General features: G+C 53.1%; 13 protein-coding genes. 4 read left to right on the forward strand and 9 right to left on the reverse strand.

What is annotated here, in order from left to right; translation table 11 throughout:
* Positions 1-119: 119 nt before the first annotated feature.
* The 3 genes from A6A26_RS19225 to A6A26_RS19235 all read right to left on the reverse strand — a co-directional run bounded on the left by A6A26_RS19225 (position 120) and on the right by A6A26_RS19235 (position 3,027).
* Positions 120-1,592 (reverse strand): amino acid permease, encoded by a 1,473-nt coding sequence (locus A6A26_RS19225; protein ID WP_063880218.1) that lies wholly within the window; start codon positions 1,590-1,592, stop codon positions 120-122.
* A 185-nt stretch (positions 1,593-1,777) separates the two neighbouring features.
* Positions 1,778-2,644, reverse strand: coding sequence for a DNA-binding transcriptional regulator YeiE (yieE, locus tag A6A26_RS19230; protein WP_063880219.1), 867 nt, complete (start codon positions 2,642-2,644; stop codon positions 1,778-1,780).
* 17 nt (positions 2,645-2,661) lie between these two features.
* On the reverse strand, positions 2,662-3,027 hold the full coding sequence (locus A6A26_RS19235; RefSeq protein WP_063880220.1) for a YkvA family protein: 366 nt from the start codon (positions 3,025-3,027) through the stop codon (positions 2,662-2,664).
* Between the two features lie 102 nt (positions 3,028-3,129).
* On the opposite strand from A6A26_RS19235, the gene A6A26_RS19240 reads away from it, so the two are divergent.
* From A6A26_RS19240 to nfo, 3 genes are all read left to right on the forward strand, one after another.
* Complete coding sequence (locus tag A6A26_RS19240; protein ID WP_063880221.1) at positions 3,130-4,182, forward strand: YeiH family protein; 1,053 nt, start codon at positions 3,130-3,132, stop codon at positions 4,180-4,182.
* A 181-nt stretch (positions 4,183-4,363) separates the two neighbouring features.
* Positions 4,364-5,257 carry an Rpn family recombination-promoting nuclease/putative transposase gene (locus A6A26_RS19245; protein ID WP_063881218.1) on the forward strand — a complete coding sequence of 298 codons (894 nt, stop codon included), beginning with the start codon at positions 4,364-4,366 and terminating at the stop codon, positions 5,255-5,257.
* A 249-nt stretch (positions 5,258-5,506) separates the two neighbouring features.
* On the forward strand, positions 5,507-6,349 hold the full coding sequence (nfo, locus tag A6A26_RS19255) for a deoxyribonuclease IV (protein WP_063880223.1): 843 nt from the start codon (positions 5,507-5,509) through the stop codon (positions 6,347-6,349).
* 39 nt (positions 6,350-6,388) lie between these two features.
* Here nfo and fruA read toward each other — a convergent pair whose 3' ends face one another.
* The 6 genes from fruA to A6A26_RS19285 form a co-directional block, all read right to left on the reverse strand.
* Positions 6,389-8,092 carry a PTS fructose transporter subunit IIBC gene (fruA, locus tag A6A26_RS19260; protein WP_063880224.1) on the reverse strand — a complete coding sequence of 568 codons (1,704 nt, stop codon included), beginning with the start codon at positions 8,090-8,092 and terminating at the stop codon, positions 6,389-6,391.
* Between the two features lie 16 nt (positions 8,093-8,108).
* Positions 8,109-9,047: a 1-phosphofructokinase gene (fruK, locus tag A6A26_RS19265; RefSeq protein WP_063880225.1), complete on the reverse strand. Its 939-nt coding sequence runs from the start codon at positions 9,045-9,047 to the stop codon at positions 8,109-8,111.
* Positions 9,044-10,174 carry a fused PTS fructose transporter subunit IIA/HPr protein gene (gene fruB / locus A6A26_RS19270; protein ID WP_063880226.1) on the reverse strand — a complete coding sequence of 377 codons (1,131 nt, stop codon included), beginning with the start codon at positions 10,172-10,174 and terminating at the stop codon, positions 9,044-9,046. Before fruB ends, fruK begins: the two co-directional genes overlap by 4 nt.
* Before the next feature lie 384 nt (positions 10,175-10,558).
* Positions 10,559-11,845, reverse strand: coding sequence for an anaerobic C4-dicarboxylate transporter family protein (locus A6A26_RS19275; protein ID WP_063880227.1), 1,287 nt, complete (start codon positions 11,843-11,845; stop codon positions 10,559-10,561).
* Between the two features lie 317 nt (positions 11,846-12,162).
* Complete coding sequence (locus A6A26_RS19280; protein ID WP_063880228.1) at positions 12,163-13,092, reverse strand: dihydrodipicolinate synthase family protein; 930 nt, start codon at positions 13,090-13,092, stop codon at positions 12,163-12,165.
* Between the two features lie 251 nt (positions 13,093-13,343).
* Positions 13,344-14,372, reverse strand: a complete 1,029-nt coding sequence (locus tag A6A26_RS19285; RefSeq protein ID WP_063880229.1) for a LacI family DNA-binding transcriptional regulator — start codon at positions 14,370-14,372, stop codon at positions 13,344-13,346.
* A gap of 474 nt (positions 14,373-14,846) precedes the next feature.
* Between A6A26_RS19285 and A6A26_RS19290 the strand changes: the two genes are divergently transcribed.
* The gene (locus A6A26_RS19290; protein WP_063880230.1) at positions 14,847-16,229 is read left to right on the forward strand and encodes an MFS transporter; all 1,383 of its coding nucleotides are present in this window, start codon (positions 14,847-14,849) and stop codon (positions 16,227-16,229) included.
* Positions 16,230-16,325: the final 96 nt, after the last annotated feature.

A 16,325-nucleotide genomic window follows, 5' to 3' on the forward strand; every position in this document is an offset into this window, starting at 1 on the left:
ATGGCTCCAAAATTAAAAACGCAGCCACAATAGTGCAGGTGATAATAATTATCAATTCATCGAATGTTAACAGTGATGACGTAAGGTAAAAAGCGCACGGCTTTCACCGTCGCTTCTGGTCATTTATCGTCTTGATGGAGAGGGAATTCCATCTCACTGTATTTGATAATGCGACCGCCCCGCACCAGCCTGTAACCCAGCCAGATAAGCAGAAACAGCGGCAGACCAATATAGGTGGTTGCCACACCATACCAGTCAATTCTGTCCTGCAGGAACGCCTGATAATTCTGCCCTAAGGTGATCATCAGGCAGAGGATAAAGGCAAAAATGGGACCGACAGGAAAGAAGCCCGAACGGTAAGGCAATGCATTAAGATCCCGCCCTTGCGCCACATAACCACGACGGAAACGATAGTGGCTGATCGCAATCCCCAACCAGGCGATGAAGCCGGTCATGCCGGAGGTATTCAACAGCCAGAGATAGACTTCCTGATTGCCAAATTTCGAGGTCAAAAAGCACAGGCCCGCCACCACCGTGGTCGCCCACAGGGCATTTCGCGGTACACCGCCTTTTGACAGTCGGGCAAAAATACGCGGCGCTTTGCCTTCACGAGCCAGGTTATAAAGCATTCGCGTTGAGGCGTACATTCCGGAGTTACCGGCGGACAATACCGCCGTTAAAATCACCGCATTCATCACCGCCGCCGCCGACAGCAGACCGGCATTTTTGAACACCAGCGTAAACGGACTGACGCTGATATCTTTAATATCATTGTGCAGCAGCTGCGGATCGGTATAAGGCAGAATCAGGCTGATGATCAGGATAGCCAGCACATAGAACAGCAGAATACGCCAGAACACCTGACGCACCGCGCGCGGGATATTCTTAGCGGGATCTTCTGATTCACCCGCCGCGATACCGATCAGCTCAGTGCCCTGGAATGAGAAACCGACAATCATTGCCACACCGATCATCGAGGCAAACCCACCTGCAAAGGGCGCGTCCCCCACCTGCCAGTTATGCCAGCCCGCATTTTCGGCGCCGCGCATAATGCCGACAATCATCAGCACGCCGACCAGGATAAAGATCACCACGGTGACAACCTTGATCAGCGAGAACCAGTATTCCGTTTCGCCAAAGCCCTTCACCGAGATGTAATTAATCAGGAACATCAGGCTCAGGAACAGGGCGCTCCAGATCCAGCCTGGCGTATCCGGGAACCAGTAATTCATGACCAGTTGGGAGGCCACCAGATCGACAGCAATCGTAACCGCCCAGTTGTACCAGTAGTTCCAGCCCAGCGCGAAACCGAAGCCTTCTTCGACATATTTTGCACCATAGGTAGCAAAAGAGCCCGATACCGGCATAAACGCCGCCAGTTCACCCAGGCTGGTCATCAGGAAGTAGACCATCAGGCCAATTAAGGCATAGGAGAGTAACGCGCCGCCGGGGCCAGCTTGAGAGATGGTGGCTCCCGATGCGACAAAGAGACCTGTACCAATTGAACCGCCGATGGCGATCATGGTGAGGTGACGTGCTTTTAGATCGCGTCGTAACGCAGGTTGTTGTGTTGTATTTGAGTCATTATGCATGTGTAAACATTACGCTGGGTAAAAATAAGGCGCGATTGTAGCAGCAAAGGCCGTGCTGTATAGCGAATGCTATACAGTTATAAGTTACCTTCATGATTCACGGGAAATTATTAGCGGCGATGCCTGTTTCCCTGAATTTCAAGGGGTTGAACCGCTGATTTCACCACCAGATCGGCTCTCTGCGTTTATTCACGGCAGTAGGACAAAAACCGCGTCAGGGCCTTTGAGATGTGTTTTTGCCGATGATGAATGCGATAAAGCGTACGCGTCAGATTGGGCAACGGCGTATTCAGTTCGATAAGCGTTCCGGCGCTCAGTTGATCGGCGATGACGCGGCGGGACAAACAGCTAATGCCCATACCGTGCCGGACGGCATGTTTGATCGCTTCAGAATTCCCCAGTTCCATACCGAGCTGGAACGTCGGTAAATGGGACAATAAGAGATAATCAACGATTTCACGGGTGCCTGAACCGCGTTCGCGGAGAATCCAGGTGGCATCGGCCAGGGTTGTCAGTGTGACCGGCTGCTGCAAAATCGGAGCATCGGGCGCGGCAAATACCACCAGCTCATCTTCAAGCCAGGGTTCACTCACCAGTTCCGTCATATGGCACGGGCCTTCTATTAACCCTACGTCTACTCGAAAATCAGAGACGGCCGTGATCACGTCCTGACTGTTTCCGACACTCAGCTCTAAAGGCAAGGTCGGGAAATCACGGCGGTAGCCGGCAATCATCCCGGGCAGCAGGTAATTCCCTATCGTACTGCTGGCATAAATACGAATCGCACCGTTATCTTCTTTAAATAACTGTTCGATTTCTGTGGCCTGTTCAAGCAGCCCCACGGCGCGGGGATAGAGTAACCGGCCATGCTCGTTCAGTACCAGCCGCTTGCCGACGCGATCGAAAAGCTGAACGCCAAGCTGGTTTTCCAGATCGGCCAGGGCCGCGCTGACGGCTGACTGAGACAAAGCCAGCACCTGGGAAGCCTGGGTGGTGGAACCGCTTTTCAGCACTTCGGTGAAAACTTCAATTTGCCGCAGTGTAATGTGCATGGGAACTCCTGAATGACTTAACGCTGTACAAGGTAAATGATCAAGGCTATCCACAGCAGGAACACCACCGCCAGCACGCTGAACACTTTTTTACCGCGTACGCGTTGTTGCCGGGCACGCTCCGCGCTGCTGTCACGCACCGCCTTCGGCAGCATTTTCAGCAACACCATGACACCCGTGGGAATGATCACCGCATCATCCAGTAGTCCCACCACCGGGATTACATCAGGAATCAAATCAATGGGGCTGATACCGTATGCCATGAGTCCTACCGCCAGGCCTTTACACCACAGCGGCGTTCGCGGATCGCGACAGGCATAGACGAGCGTTAAAACATCTCTTTTGATAAGCGTAATGAAACGCCCCAGTCGTGCGAACAGCATAAACCCTGCCTTATCACTTATAGCGGTAGATTATAAATATATAATCAATTTCACTTTTAACAAACCTGGCGTGATGATGCGTACTCAACCAGGAGCGTAATCATGGCCGACATCAGCATTTCTAAATCTCATCCCGTGCAGCAATGGCTGCCGGGCCTGTTGTTATGCGGTACAATTGCCGCCGTCACCGCCCTGCTGGCTCAGGTGCCGGCCGTCTCGCGTCTGGGACTGGGTTCATTAACCCTGGCCATTATGCTCGGCATCATTATCGGTAACACGGTGTATTCACCCATGGCCGGTCAATGTGATGCAGGGGTGCTGCTGGCAAAACAAAAATTGCTCAGGTTGGGCGTCATTCTGTTCGGATTCCGCATCACCTTACAGCAAATTACGGATGTCGGCCTGAGCGGCGTACTCATTGATTTGTTGACGCTCAGCAGCACATTTTTTATGACCTGTCTGCTGGGAAGACGCCTGCTGAAGCTGGATCGTGACACCGTGTGGTTAATCGGTGCAGGCAGCAGTATTTGTGGCGCAGCGGCCGTGCTGGCCACGGAGCCGGTCTTAAAAGCGGCCCCGTCAAAGGTGGCGGTCGCCGTGGCAACCGTGGTGCTGTTTGGCACCCTGGCAATCTTTATTTATCCCCTACTGTGGCCACTGGTTCATCATCTTTTCCCCACGGTGAGTCTTACCCAGTTTGGTGTGTTTACCGGTTCAACGATCCACGAAGTGGCTCAGGTGGTTGCCGCCGGGCACAGTATTGCGCCAGAAACCGAAAGCAGTGCGGTGATTGCGAAAATGCTACGGGTGATGATGCTGGCCCCCTTTTTACTGTTGCTGAGCGGTGTGCTTCGACGTGAACAGGCAACACAGCACAGGGCGCAGCCCATTACCTTTCCGTGGTTTGCGTTGCTATTCGTCGCTGTCGCCCTGTTCAATTCTCTTCACTGGTTGCCTGCCGGGTGGGTTAACGCGCTCAATACCATCGGCGGGATACTGTTGACCATGGCCATGGCGGCTCTGGGTTTAACCACTCGCTTTACTGCCCTGCGCGCAGCCGGATTTAAGCCCGTGCTGTTGGGGGCGCTGGTATTCGGCTGGCTGATTGTTGGCGGCGGCAGTATTAATCTGCTGGTTCAACATTTTATGGCGTGAGCGCGCGAACATGTAAGTCTCTGACCGGCTCGACGTCGAGCCGGTTATCCCGGCGCTTCGGCGCGGGCTTGACACAATGGCGACGGTTTTGCGAGACGTGCCGAACATTACCCTGCCGCTGTTAGGTGAACATTCCTGGCTGCTTTATTTTACGCCGATGGATGTTTACGAGCCGGGACTCATGAAGATAAAAAATACCACGCCTACGCCTCACGATGCTCTGTTTCGGCAGTTTCTGACACAGCCAGACATTGCCCGGGATTTTATGGCGATCCATCTGCCGCCATCGTTACGCGTGCTCTGCGATCTTTCTACTCTGCAACTGGAATCAGGTTCGTTTGTCGAAGATGACCTGCGGCAGTACTTCAGCGATGTGCTGTACAGCCTCAAAACCTCATCCGGCAAAGGCTATATCCATGTGCTTATCGAGCATCAGTCAGGTCCGGATAAACACATGGCCTTTAGATTGATGCGCTATGCGGTTGCCGCTATGCACCGTCACCTGCAGGCCGGGCATAAAACACTGCCGTTGGTTATCCCAATGTTGTTCTACACCGGTAAACGCAGCCCCTATCCGTATTCCCTCTGCTGGCTGGACGAATTTGCCAACCCAGACATCGCGCGGGGGCTGTATACAACGGCTTTCCCGTTGGTTGACGTGACGATTATCCCGGACGACGAGATTGCGCGCCATCGCAGCATGGCCGCTTTAACATTACTGCAGAAGCATATCCACCAGCGTAACCTGACGGCGCTGATGGACAGGCTGGTCACCCTTCTCCTGAACGAATATCTCTCTTCATCGCAGGTAATATCGCTGGTAAACTACATGATACAGGTGGGCGAAGCGTCGGATGCGCACACCTTTGTTCATAAGCTGGCACAGCGGGTGCCGCAACACGGAGAGGCTCTGATGACCATTGCAGAACAGCTGGAACAAAAAGGCATCGAAAAAGGCAGGAAGGAAGAAGCGCTGAAGATTGCCCAGACCATGTTAAATAACGGTCTTGACCGCCCTACTGTGATCAAAATGACCGGCCTGACCGAAGAAGAGTTAGCGAAACTCCGCCATTAATCCTCTGCCTTATTCTGACTTCTGACACACATGCGCGGTGGGGCAACGGCTGATTTCCCCTTGCCCAATCCTCTCTCTGAGCGCGTTCTCGCGTTAATGGCTGTCAGGAACGCGCGCTTCCCAGCCCGGCTGTTCTCCCGGTCTAAACCGCTCCTGACCTGGCTAAAAATTTCCTGCGCACCGCGCTTTGCCATCGCGCCATCGTGTATCATGCCGTTAAATCTGAGTTAAATCCTTCAGGAGAACGGCATGAAGTATATTGGCGCGCACGTCAGCGCATCGGGTGGCGTGGATCAGGCGGTGATCCGCGCCCATGAACTGGAAGCCACGGCTTTTGCGCTGTTCACTAAAAATCAGCGTCAATGGAAAGCGGCCCCGCTGTCAGATGACACGATTGCGGCCTTCCGCGCTGCCTGCGAGAAATACCAGTTTGCGCCGGGCCAGATTCTGCCGCATGACAGCTATTTGATCAATCTGGGTCATCCCGTCATGGAAGCGTTACAAAAATCCCGCGATGCGTTTCTTGATGAGATGCAACGCGCCGAACAGCTGGGTCTGACACTGTTGAATTTTCATCCGGGCAGCCATCTACAGCAGATCGATGAGCTGAGCTGTTTAAAACGCATCGCTGAGTCAATCAATATCGCCCTGGATCAAACCCACAGCGTCACCGCCGTTATCGAAAATACCGCCGGACAGGGCAGCAATCTCGGCTTCCGCTTTGAGCACCTGGCAACCATTATTGAACATGTTGAAGACAAATCCCGCGTGGGGGTTTGCATTGATACCTGCCATGCTTTTGCGGGCGGTTACGATCTGTGCAGCGAAGCCGCCTGCACCGAAACCTTTGCTGAATTCGATCGCATTGTGGGTTTTAACTATCTTCGCGGGATGCACCTGAACGATGCCAAGAGCACGCTGGGCAGCCGGGTTGACCGTCATCACAGCCTGGGTGAGGGGAACATCGGTAAAACCGTGTTCAGCTGGATCATGAAAGATGCGCGTTTTGATGGCATCCCGCTGATTCTGGAAACCATTAATCCGGATATCTGGAAAGATGAAATCGCCTGGCTCAAGTCAGAGCAACGTTAAAAAAAAGGAGCCTTGCGGCTCCTTTGTAGTTTTTAACTATCAGGCTTTCGCCAGCTCTTCTTCAGGACGCTTCAGTACCGCATAGCCTAATCCGGCAATCGCTGTACCAATCAAAATCGCCATCAGATAACCGAGCACTGGGGTAATCGCACCAGGGATGAGCAGCACGAACAAGCCGCCGTGCGGTGCCATCAGTTTGGCACCAATCGCCATCGAGACTGCACCCGTCACAGCACCACCGACGATACAGCATGGCAGGACGCGCATCGGATCACGAGCCGCAAAAGGAATCGCACCTTCTGAAATAAAGCACAGACCCAGAACCAGCGCGGCTTTACCGCCTTCCTGCTGACCTTTATTAAATTTACGACGCGCAACCAGCGTAGCCAGACCCATGGCCAGCGGTGGCACCATACCGGCCGCCATAATCGCGGCCATCGGCGCGTAGGTCTGTGAACTCAGCAGCCCAACGCCAAACGCATAAGCCACTTTGTTAACCGGACCGCCCATGTCGGTACACATCATGCCACCCAGGATAGCACCTAACAGGATCGCATTGGCGGTACCCATATTAGCCAGCCAGCTGGTCAAAGCACTCATGATGCCCGCGACCGGTTTACCCACCACATAGATCATCAGTAAACCGGTGATCAGGCTGGCAAACAGCGGAATAATCAGGATGGGCTTCAACGCCTCCATACTTTGTGGCAGCTTCACTTTGCCGCTAATCAGCCTGGCAGCGTAACCTGCGATAAAGCCTGCGATAATACCGCCAAGGAAGCCCGCGTTAATACTGGTGGCGATCATACCGCCAATCAGTCCAGGCGTCAGACCAGGACGATCCGCGATAGAGAAAGCAATAAAGCCCGCCAGAACCGGAACCATCAGTGCAAACGCACTGCCGCCACCGATTTGCATCAGCGCCGCCGCCAGCGTACCGGGCTCTTTAAAGGCCGTGATACCAAAAGCAAACGACAGTGCGATACTCAAACCACCCGCCACTACCATTGGCAGCATGTAAGATACGCCGGTCAACAGGTGACGGTAAGCGCCCGCGCCGCCCTCTTTCTTCTCTTCCTGCTGACTGTTTTGCGAGCCAGAAGGTTGGTAAGGCTTCGCTTCTGCAACCGCTTTATCCAGCTCCTGTGCGGTCTTTTTCAGAGCCAGACCGGTTGAGGTGCGATACATCGGTTTACCCGCAAATTTTGCCAGATCCACTTCGATATCCGCTGCCACAATCACCAGATCGGCTGCGGCAACTTCTTCAGGCGTAATCGCGTTACCCGCGCCAACAGAGCCGCGGGTTTCCACTTTTACCCACCAGCCACGTTTGGTGGCTTCGGTCTGAATAGCCTCGGCCGCCATAAAGGTATGCGCGACGCCCGTTGGGCAAGCGGTCACGGCAACGACGCGTTTTGGTCCATTCGCTGGCGCAGCGGTAGAGACAACAGCCGCGGCAGGTGCTGCCGCGCTGGCTTGCCAGGGCTTAGCTTCAGCCTTAGCACGATTCAGGAACTGTTCAGGTTCGCTGACCGCCTGTTGTACATCACCCAGCCAAACGGACTTTCCGTTCAGCGCGGCATCATCCGGCACAGTTTTACCGGTGACGATCACCAGCTCGGCCTCTGCCGGGTTTTCGGTTAGTGTTAAACCAGCCTGCGCAGCCGCAGCAGCCAGGCGTTGTTTTGCCATGTAGGCAGAAGCCAGTCCTGTTGAAGGATCTTTTATCAGCAGCGTTTTCACTATCGCTCTCCTGCTGTCAGTTAACGGGTTGTAAGTCGACGCGCGCCATCATTGCGGCCAACTGGGTACGATCAGTAACGCCGACGTTGCTCTGGCTGACAGCCATCGCGGCTACCGCAGTAGCCAGACGTAACGTATGTTCACTGGATTCACGCATTAACAGGCCATAAATCAGGCCACCTACCATGGAGTCACCTGCGCCAACGGTGCTGACAACCTCGCACACCGGCGGTTTAGCAATCCATTCACCTGAGGCATTGACCCAAAGTGCGCCTTCTGCGCCCAGAGAAATCACCACATGTGCAATGCCCTGCTCACGCAACTCATGCGCTGCGTCAATCACGTCCTGGAGCGCAGGGAGTTTGCGCCCTGCCCAGATTTCCAGCTCGCGACGATTAGGTTTAACCAGCCAGGGCGCAGCCTTCAGGCCTGCCACCAGCGCTTCGCGACTGCTGTCAAAGATGATGCAAGGACAATGCGTACGCAGTTCAGTCATCCAGCGAGTAAAGGCATCGGGATCGACGCCTTCAGGCAGACTGCCGCTCACGCAGACCATGTCAAACTGACCCAGCCAGGTTAATGAATCGCTGGTGAAGCGATCCCAGTCCTGCGCCGTGACCTGGAAGCCAGAAAAGTTAAGATCGGTCACATCACCGGTTTGCTCGGTAAGCTTGACGTTGATGCGCGTACGACCATTGACGACCTGAAAACGGTTGGCGATACCCAACTCACTGAAGAGTTGCTGAAAGCCATCCTGATTGTCTTTGCCGAGAAAACCGCCAACGGTCACGTCGATGCCCAGATCTTTCAGGACTTTGGCAACGTTGATGCCTTTACCGGCAGCATGCAAACCGGTGGTTTTCACCAGATTGACTTCGCCACGTTCAATTTCGGGCGTAAAACCAACTAAATCATACGCAGGATTCAACGTGATGGTTGCAACACGTCTGGTCATGCCGCCCCCTCACCTAAACCACTGTTAATGGCTTCTTCAATGGCATTAAGCGCCTGCTGTGCATCTTCACCACTGGCAGTGAAACGCAGGCGGTGGCCTTTTTTCACGCCCAGCGCGACGACCTTCATCAGGCTGCGTCCATTTGCTGGTTTACCGCTGCCATCAAGGTTGGTAATCGTGATGTCGCTATTAAACTGTTTGATCACGCTCACCAGCGCCGTACCCGGGCGCGCATGCAGGCCATGCTCATTGCGGATAGTAAACTCAGCCGTTAGTTGATCTGCCTGCTCGTCAACTTCGCTGGTCAGCAGGGCATAAACGCCTGCTGCATCCGCTTTCAGCAAACGGTCGGCTTTGTTGTTCTGTAACAGTGCGCTCAGATAGCCCAGGACCTCTAATGGTCGTTCATCAACAGCGGCCACGCTTACTAACATTGCCACGGATTCACCCTGGTGCTCGAAGGCATTCGCCGCGCGGCTGACAGCCACTCCGCTTTGCAGATTGCCCTTGCCGCTGTCACTTAACCAAATACCCTGACCCAGGCTTAAGGGATTGCCTGACACCACGTCGGCAACATAGCTGGCATCGACCACGCCAGCGGCCTGTAAGCGTCCGGCATTGAGTGCCTGCAATGTCATCAGGTCGCGTGCGTTAACGTCCAGCGTAATTAACGACGTATCGAAGCTGAATTCTGCTGATTGCTTCTCACCCATCAGCAGCGCACGAAGATCCTCGGCGGAGGCGGTTTTGAGCTGTTCAGCAATGCTGTCGTCGCTGAGTACATGGGTCAGCTGGCGCAGCAACGCCAGGTGTTCATCCGATTTCGCGGCAATGCCAATCGCGACATAGGCAGTTTGATCGTCACCCCAGGCAATTCCCTGTGGAAACTGGAAGACCTGAACGCCGGTTTTCAGCACCAGATCGCGCGTGTCGGTGGTGCCATGAGGAATGGCAATACCATTACCCAAAAAGGTTGAGGTTTGCTGCTCACGCGCCAGCATGCCATTGACGTAACCTTCCGCCACGTTACCTGCAGCGGTAAGTGCCGCCGCAACCTGACGAATCGCATCTTCTTTGTTTTGGGCGCTGGCTCCGGTATGGATGGCCTGCAATTCGAGCTGGAACATAATTCTCCTCGCTTGCTGATTGAATCGTTTCAGCTCATTGGTATTGGAACTTGCTGTCTGAACCCGTGAAGGTTGTTACAGCAACGCTGAAACGTTTCAGGGATTGTTATTCAGCTTGGCTTTACAGGCAAGAAAATGCGTAAACGACATAACAGATCTTTGACGTTACGCACAATTCAGAGAGGTTGGGAAATTATCTTAAAAATAGTGCTGAAGTCTGGACGACACAAGGTCAGTCTTTTCAGGAGGATTTCAGCAGCGTCAGCTGACGCCGCAAACACAGTCACCTTAAGATCAGGAAGGCACCTTGCCCGACAGTGAGAGGCCATCCGCACGTGCACAACAGCATGGACCGCACGTTAATCCCCAGGATGAGGCTAAAGGTTAGAACAGCATGGCTAAACCGGCGGCAAAAAGCATCGACAAGCCGGTGGCCAGTAAACCTGGCAAAATAAACGGGTGATCGATTACTCGTCGGCCCAGACGAGTGGAGCCGGTATCATCCAGCGCAACGGCGGCCAGCAACGTGGGATAGTTAGGCAAGATAAACAGGGACGCGGTTGCCGGAAAACAGATGACAAGTGTGGCGGGCGCAATGCCCATACTCAAGGCCATCGGAAACAGAATTTTGGTCGATGCCGCCTGAGAATAGAGAAAACATGATGCCAGTACGATAATCAGTGCCAGTAACACTGTGGAATCCAGAAAATAGCGCGCGGCCATATCCTCTAACCACAGGCAATTGCTCTCCATAAACGTGGAACCCAGCCAGGCCACGCCAAGTATACAGATACACGACGTCATACCGGTTTTAAACACCGACGACCCCGGAATCGTATGCACATTCACCCGACAGAACATGACGATAGCCATTGCCACCGCTAACATCACGGCAATGCGCGCCTGTCCGCTATTGAGCACAGGGCGAGTAATGATTTCCAGTTTGGGGCTGCTGATAATGGCATAAATCAGCACCGTCACCAGGCCAATAATAAAAATCAGAACCGAACGTCTGCCGTGAATAGCGGAATGCGTTAGCTGCACGGTTTTCACCGCATTATCCTGATGTTCAAGCTGGTCAGTGTGACGTAAGCGATCCCACCACAGGTAAAACAATGCGGAACATAAGAGCGCCATGAAGGTGGCAGGAATGGTCACGGCAATCAGTTCTATATAGCCCCAGCCGTGCGGCCCCTGTTCCAGAATACCAGCAAAAAAAATCACGGCTGCCGAAATGGGTGATGCCACAATGCCCAGTAACGATGCGGCGACGGAAAGCGCTAATGCGCGGGTTGGACGAAGATGATTATCTTTAGCCACTGCCACAATCACGGGCATACAGGCAAAAGATACCTGCCCTGTACTGGCCATCATGGTTAATAACCAGGTTGAGAGCGGCGCCGTAATCACCAACAGCCGTGGATAACGGCGCAAGGCACGCTCGGTCAGTTGCACCAGATAATCAATGCCTCCTGCCTGCTGCATGGCCGAGATGGCGACAATCACCACCATGATAAATATCATTACCAGCATCGGCAGGTCGCCAGGTGTGGCACCCAGCGCGCACAGCATTAATACTCCCGCCCCGCCTGCAAACCCCACACCGATGCCGCCAATACGCATGCCCAAAAACAGGAAAAAAAGCACGGTCATAAACTGTAGTATTAGCATGATTCCATTCCTTCTGACTGCGGTTGACACCGTTACCGCCCACACTCAATGCCGGTACAGGCTTCATTTCCCCCGTAAGGTTGCATCAGGTTATTTGTCGATATGTCCTACAGAGAAATGGAACACGGCTTAATAACCGTTTTCTGCGCATCGGGTGCACTGAGGGGCGTAAAGTCTTTTTGCGTTGATGCATGATTTCTCTGGATGCCTGCCGGTAAGCAGACCGGGACATCTCAGAGAAATACGTTGAATCGCGCTACGTCGTTACGACAGGCAGTTCCCACACTGAGGCGTCCTGCCTGCCAGACTCGCCCGTTTTATTTCACCCGACCCAGCTCAGCAGCACGCATTGCCGCGTGAATCTCTTCTGCCGCGCCTTCACCCAGCGGTAACAGCGGTGAACGAACAGTGGCATGTTCCAGAATGCCACGCGCAACCAGCGCATGTTTAAGTGCGACAGTGCCTTCCATATGTGAACCACGATGGTACACGGCTTTAGTCACAGGCATCAGTCGGTCATGTAATGCACGGGCTTTCTTATAATCCTGCGCTTTACCGGCATTGATCATTTCAATCAGTGGCTCAGGTGCAATATTGCCGTAGCCCACCAAAAAGCCATCAACATCAAAAATGGTATGCAGTAGATATTCATCATGGCAGGTCAGAATCTGAAGATCGGGACGTTCACGGCGGATGACAGGGATTTCAGTATCCCAACGACGCATGTTGCGTACACCATTTTTCATCGCAAACACGCCCGGCTGAGCGGAAATATCCAGCAGTGTTTTCAGGTTATAGGTGGCTTTAGTGACGTCGGGATACTGGAATAAAATAAGCGGTAAGCCACTCTCTTCATAAACGACGCGATAGCGATCCTGTGGCGCGCCGTCCTGATAACCAAAACGCAACCAGCCGTGTGAAGGATAAAGTAAACCGGCAGCCGCCCCCGCCTCAACAGCGCGTTTTGCCTCACGTGCCGCCACTTCGGTTCCTTCCCCAGTAATACCGGCAATGACGGGGATCTTGCCTTCAACGGATTTTACAAATGCCCGAATGACGTCGGCCTGCTCATCCTGGGTCAGAAACGTGCCCTCACCTGCGTGCCCCAGGACCACCAGCCCTTTTACGCCGTCAATACTTCCCAGCCAACTGCCCAGACGTTGAATAGCGTCAAAATCAACTTTTCCTTCGCGAGTGAATGGGGTAACAGGTGCAGGGGTTAAGCCTCTGAGGTCGATATTAATCATAATTAACTCCTTGATGTAATAGACGTTTACTCATAAGTGCAGTCAGGATGAAAAATGAGTGCAAACGTTACTGCAATCGTTTTCATTTAGGTTAAGTTCGCAATGTAATCTCATCGCGTCAACCAGCTACTGTTAATAAGTGCGGCAGCCATCACAAAACACCCAAGGAGAAAATCATTGTCTGCGATCCAGATCGCAGAGGATTCATGACCGCATTACTCTCGCAATGCAGTCATTGGTCAGACGGGCTACTAATGAGGGGAAGCGGTGGATTTTCGCGGAATTAGCGTGGGAATAATGGTCGATAAATGTGGTTCATTCTTGCCATTGATGAGCATATCCACGGCATTACCTGCAATATGCTCCAGTGGCGTACGCACTGAGGTTAAGGCGACAGGCAACCGGCTGACGAGAGGAATATCGTTGTATCCTACCAGTGACAGCTCTTTGCCAATGGTGATCCCTGCATGATGCGCCGCCGCCATCACGCCAATCGCAATCTCGTCATTGACGGCAAAAATCGCTGTAGGCCGCGAGGAATGGTTTAACATCGACGACCCCACCTCTTCGCCCGACTGGATATTAAAGTCAGAGGAACGACACCACTCTGGTCGAACAGACAAACCGGCTTCCTTCATTGCCCGTTCAAAACCTTTCCGACGATTCAACGCATTGGAGGCAAAATCCGGCCCACCAATCATACCGATTTTTTTATGGCCTAAATCGATCAGATGGCGCGCGGCAAGGTAGCCGCCCATTTCGTCATCACCCACGGAAGAGGGGCTCACGCCGTCGGTGCGCAATACCAGTACGTGCGGTATTTCGCGTTCCCGCAGCGTCTGCGGAAGCGGATCGCCCAGACGGCAGGTTGATAGAATCAGTCCGTCGACGCGTCTGTCCAGTAAGGATTCAGCGGACGCTTTTTCCTGTTGCGGGTCGTCACCACAGGTCGCCACGATGGCAAAGTAGCCGCGTCGTGAGGCAGCAGTGGCGATAGCCTCAAACAACATCGCCGTCACCGCATCCGTCATGCGGGGAACCAGTACACCAAGCGTACCGGTATCGCCCCTTCGCAGGCTGGAGGCAACATAATCGCGCCGATAGCCAAGTTCACGAGCAACCTGGCGAACTTTTTCAGCTGACGCACTTTTTGACTGTGGAAGCCTTTCATCCAGAATTCGCGATACGGTTGAAATGCTTACGCCTGCGGCATTGGCAACATCACGCATCGTTATCAGCCTTTTATCCGACTGTTCCTTTTCCTGGCTTTCCTGATCCATATATCACTCCGGGGATTAATGTGGGTGGCAAAGATCCATCTGCAGACGGCAACAATATACAACAGACGCGATAACAACGGGATACGCGGTTAACACGCACTGTTGGGTGCCGCACTTATCCTTCTCTTAATGCTCACAAGGTGCCATTTTCAGCCATTACGCTCTTATAGTTCTCCTCCGCCGTAGCCTGTCCGCAAACTCGATGAGAAAGAGTATGACCTGATTCACGCTTTTTTGATTGCCTGAGAGCGGAATGTGAACTCGTTAACAATTAACTATGCCGCTTGATTGACGCAGCAGAATATTAAACCAACGATAACCCATGTGAAAACGATTGCATTAACGTTTTCATATTATCAGTTTGCATATTTTTTTATGCAATAACCATCAGTGAGTGGGCGGCAAACGCATGGCTCCGGCACGGTCGTTGTCTTGCACGTTTGCCCCCTATCCATCACTAAACAGGGTGTCACTATGTCAACTCAGGTTATCGCTTCCCACGCCAGTCCCGCCGATTCATCTGTATTACTGGCGCGGCTTGAGCGATTGCCCATCACACGCCGGTTAATGGCTATTCGTGTTGTGGTGGGGCTGTCCACTTTTTTTGATGCCTATACCATTATTGCTATCGCGTTTGCCCTGCCACAACTGACGCAGGAATGGGGACTCACGCCGACATTTGTCGGTCTGATCATTGCAGCAAGCTATATCGGGCAACTGGTAGGTGCGCTCTTTTTTGGTACGCTGGCAGAGAAAATTGGCAGGATTGGTGTTTTGCGTATCACCATCATTATGTTTGTCATCATGGATGCCGCCTGCCTGTTCGCCTGGAACGGCTGGTCGATTCTGGTTATCCGTTTTTTGCAGGGGCTGGGAATTGGTGCAGAGGTCCCGGTCGCCAGTGCCTATATCAACGAGTTTGTCGGTGCAAAGAAACGCGGCCGTTTTTTTCTGCTGTATGAAGTTATCTTTCCGGTTGGCATGATGTGTGCCGGTCTTATCGGGTTCTTTCTGGTACCGGTTTATGGCTGGAAAATCATGTTTCTCATTGGCCTGATCCCCTCAGCCCTGGCGGCACCTTTGCGCTGGTTAATGCCGGAATCTCCGCGCTGGTTAGTCTCTAAAGGCCGCCATCAACAGGCTGAAAAAGTTGTCCAGTCCTTCGAGGCAGAAGCTGTACGTCGTGGTATGCCATTACCCGAGCCCGTCATTAAACCTGTAACGGTGATACCCGCGTCATCCAGCGGGGTGAAAGCCCTTTTCTCAGGTATCTACAAATCCCGGACGTTTATGCTGTGGGGTTTGTGGTTGACGGTTTATACCATCAATAACGGTATGGTTACCTGGTTTCCAACCATGTATAAAACCCTGTTCCACCTGCCGTTAGAAACCAGCCTGGCCTATGGGTGGATCACCTCGGCCTGCGGCGTCATTGCCTCTGTAATTTGTGCCTTTAAAATCGATCACGTGGGGCGTAAGCGCTGGTACAGCTGGGCATTTATGCTGGCCATTATTCCGCTCATCGTGCTGTGTGTATTAGGGGCTAATGCGCCCTGGCAGATACTGATCTTTGGCAGCATCGCCTATGCCATTTTGCAAACTATCGCCTTCTCACTTTATCTCTATTCTGCCGAACTCTATCCGACCCGGCTTCGGGCGACAGGTACTGCCTTTTCCAGCGCCTGGCTACGCGCCGGGTCATCTGTTGGGCCATTAATGGTGGGGTTTATTGTGTCTGGTTTTGGGATCAGATTTGTTTTCATTACGTTCGCCGTCATTGCCCTGATCGGTGGCGTGATCACCCTGCTGTTCGCGATTGAAACCAAAGAAAAGTCGCTTGAAGAGTTATCCCCTTAACCAGGCAACATCACGCCGATAAGGAAGTCAGTTACATCGCCATCATCCGGCCTGGCCTTTCTCTGACGCATCCGGGTTTGGCCATGCGCCACCGAG

It is taken from the genome of Pantoea sp. OXWO6B1 (assembly GCF_001641135.1).
In the GTDB taxonomy this organism is placed as follows: domain Bacteria; phylum Pseudomonadota; class Gammaproteobacteria; order Enterobacterales; family Enterobacteriaceae; genus Pantoea; species Pantoea allii.

Excerpts from the sequence above, each read along its gene's own strand:
- fruB (WP_063880226.1), bottom strand. The coding sequence starts at position 10,174 with ATGTTCCAGCTCGAATTGCAGGCCATCCATACCGGAGCCAGCGCCCAA.
- nfo (WP_063880223.1), top strand. The coding sequence starts at position 5,507 with ATGAAGTATATTGGCGCGCACGTCAGCGCATCGGGTGGCGTGGATCAG.
- A6A26_RS19245 (WP_063881218.1), top strand. The coding sequence starts at position 4,364 with ATGAAGATAAAAAATACCACGCCTACGCCTCACGATGCTCTGTTTCGG.
- fruK (WP_063880225.1), bottom strand. The coding sequence starts at position 9,047 with ATGACCAGACGTGTTGCAACCATCACGTTGAATCCTGCGTATGATTTA.
- A6A26_RS19225 (WP_063880218.1), bottom strand. The coding sequence starts at position 1,592 with ATGCATAATGACTCAAATACAACACAACAACCTGCGTTACGACGCGAT.
- A6A26_RS19240 (WP_063880221.1), top strand. The coding sequence starts at position 3,130 with ATGGCCGACATCAGCATTTCTAAATCTCATCCCGTGCAGCAATGGCTG.
- A6A26_RS19275 (WP_063880227.1), bottom strand. The coding sequence starts at position 11,845 with ATGCTAATACTACAGTTTATGACCGTGCTTTTTTTCCTGTTTTTGGGC.
- yieE (WP_063880219.1), bottom strand. The coding sequence starts at position 2,644 with ATGCACATTACACTGCGGCAAATTGAAGTTTTCACCGAAGTGCTGAAA.
- A6A26_RS19280 (WP_063880228.1), bottom strand. The coding sequence starts at position 13,092 with ATGATTAATATCGACCTCAGAGGCTTAACCCCTGCACCTGTTACCCCA.
- A6A26_RS19285 (WP_063880229.1), bottom strand. The coding sequence starts at position 14,372 with ATGGATCAGGAAAGCCAGGAAAAGGAACAGTCGGATAAAAGGCTGATA.
- A6A26_RS19235 (WP_063880220.1), bottom strand. The coding sequence starts at position 3,027 with ATGCTGTTCGCACGACTGGGGCGTTTCATTACGCTTATCAAAAGAGAT.
- A6A26_RS19290 (WP_063880230.1), top strand. The coding sequence starts at position 14,847 with ATGTCAACTCAGGTTATCGCTTCCCACGCCAGTCCCGCCGATTCATCT.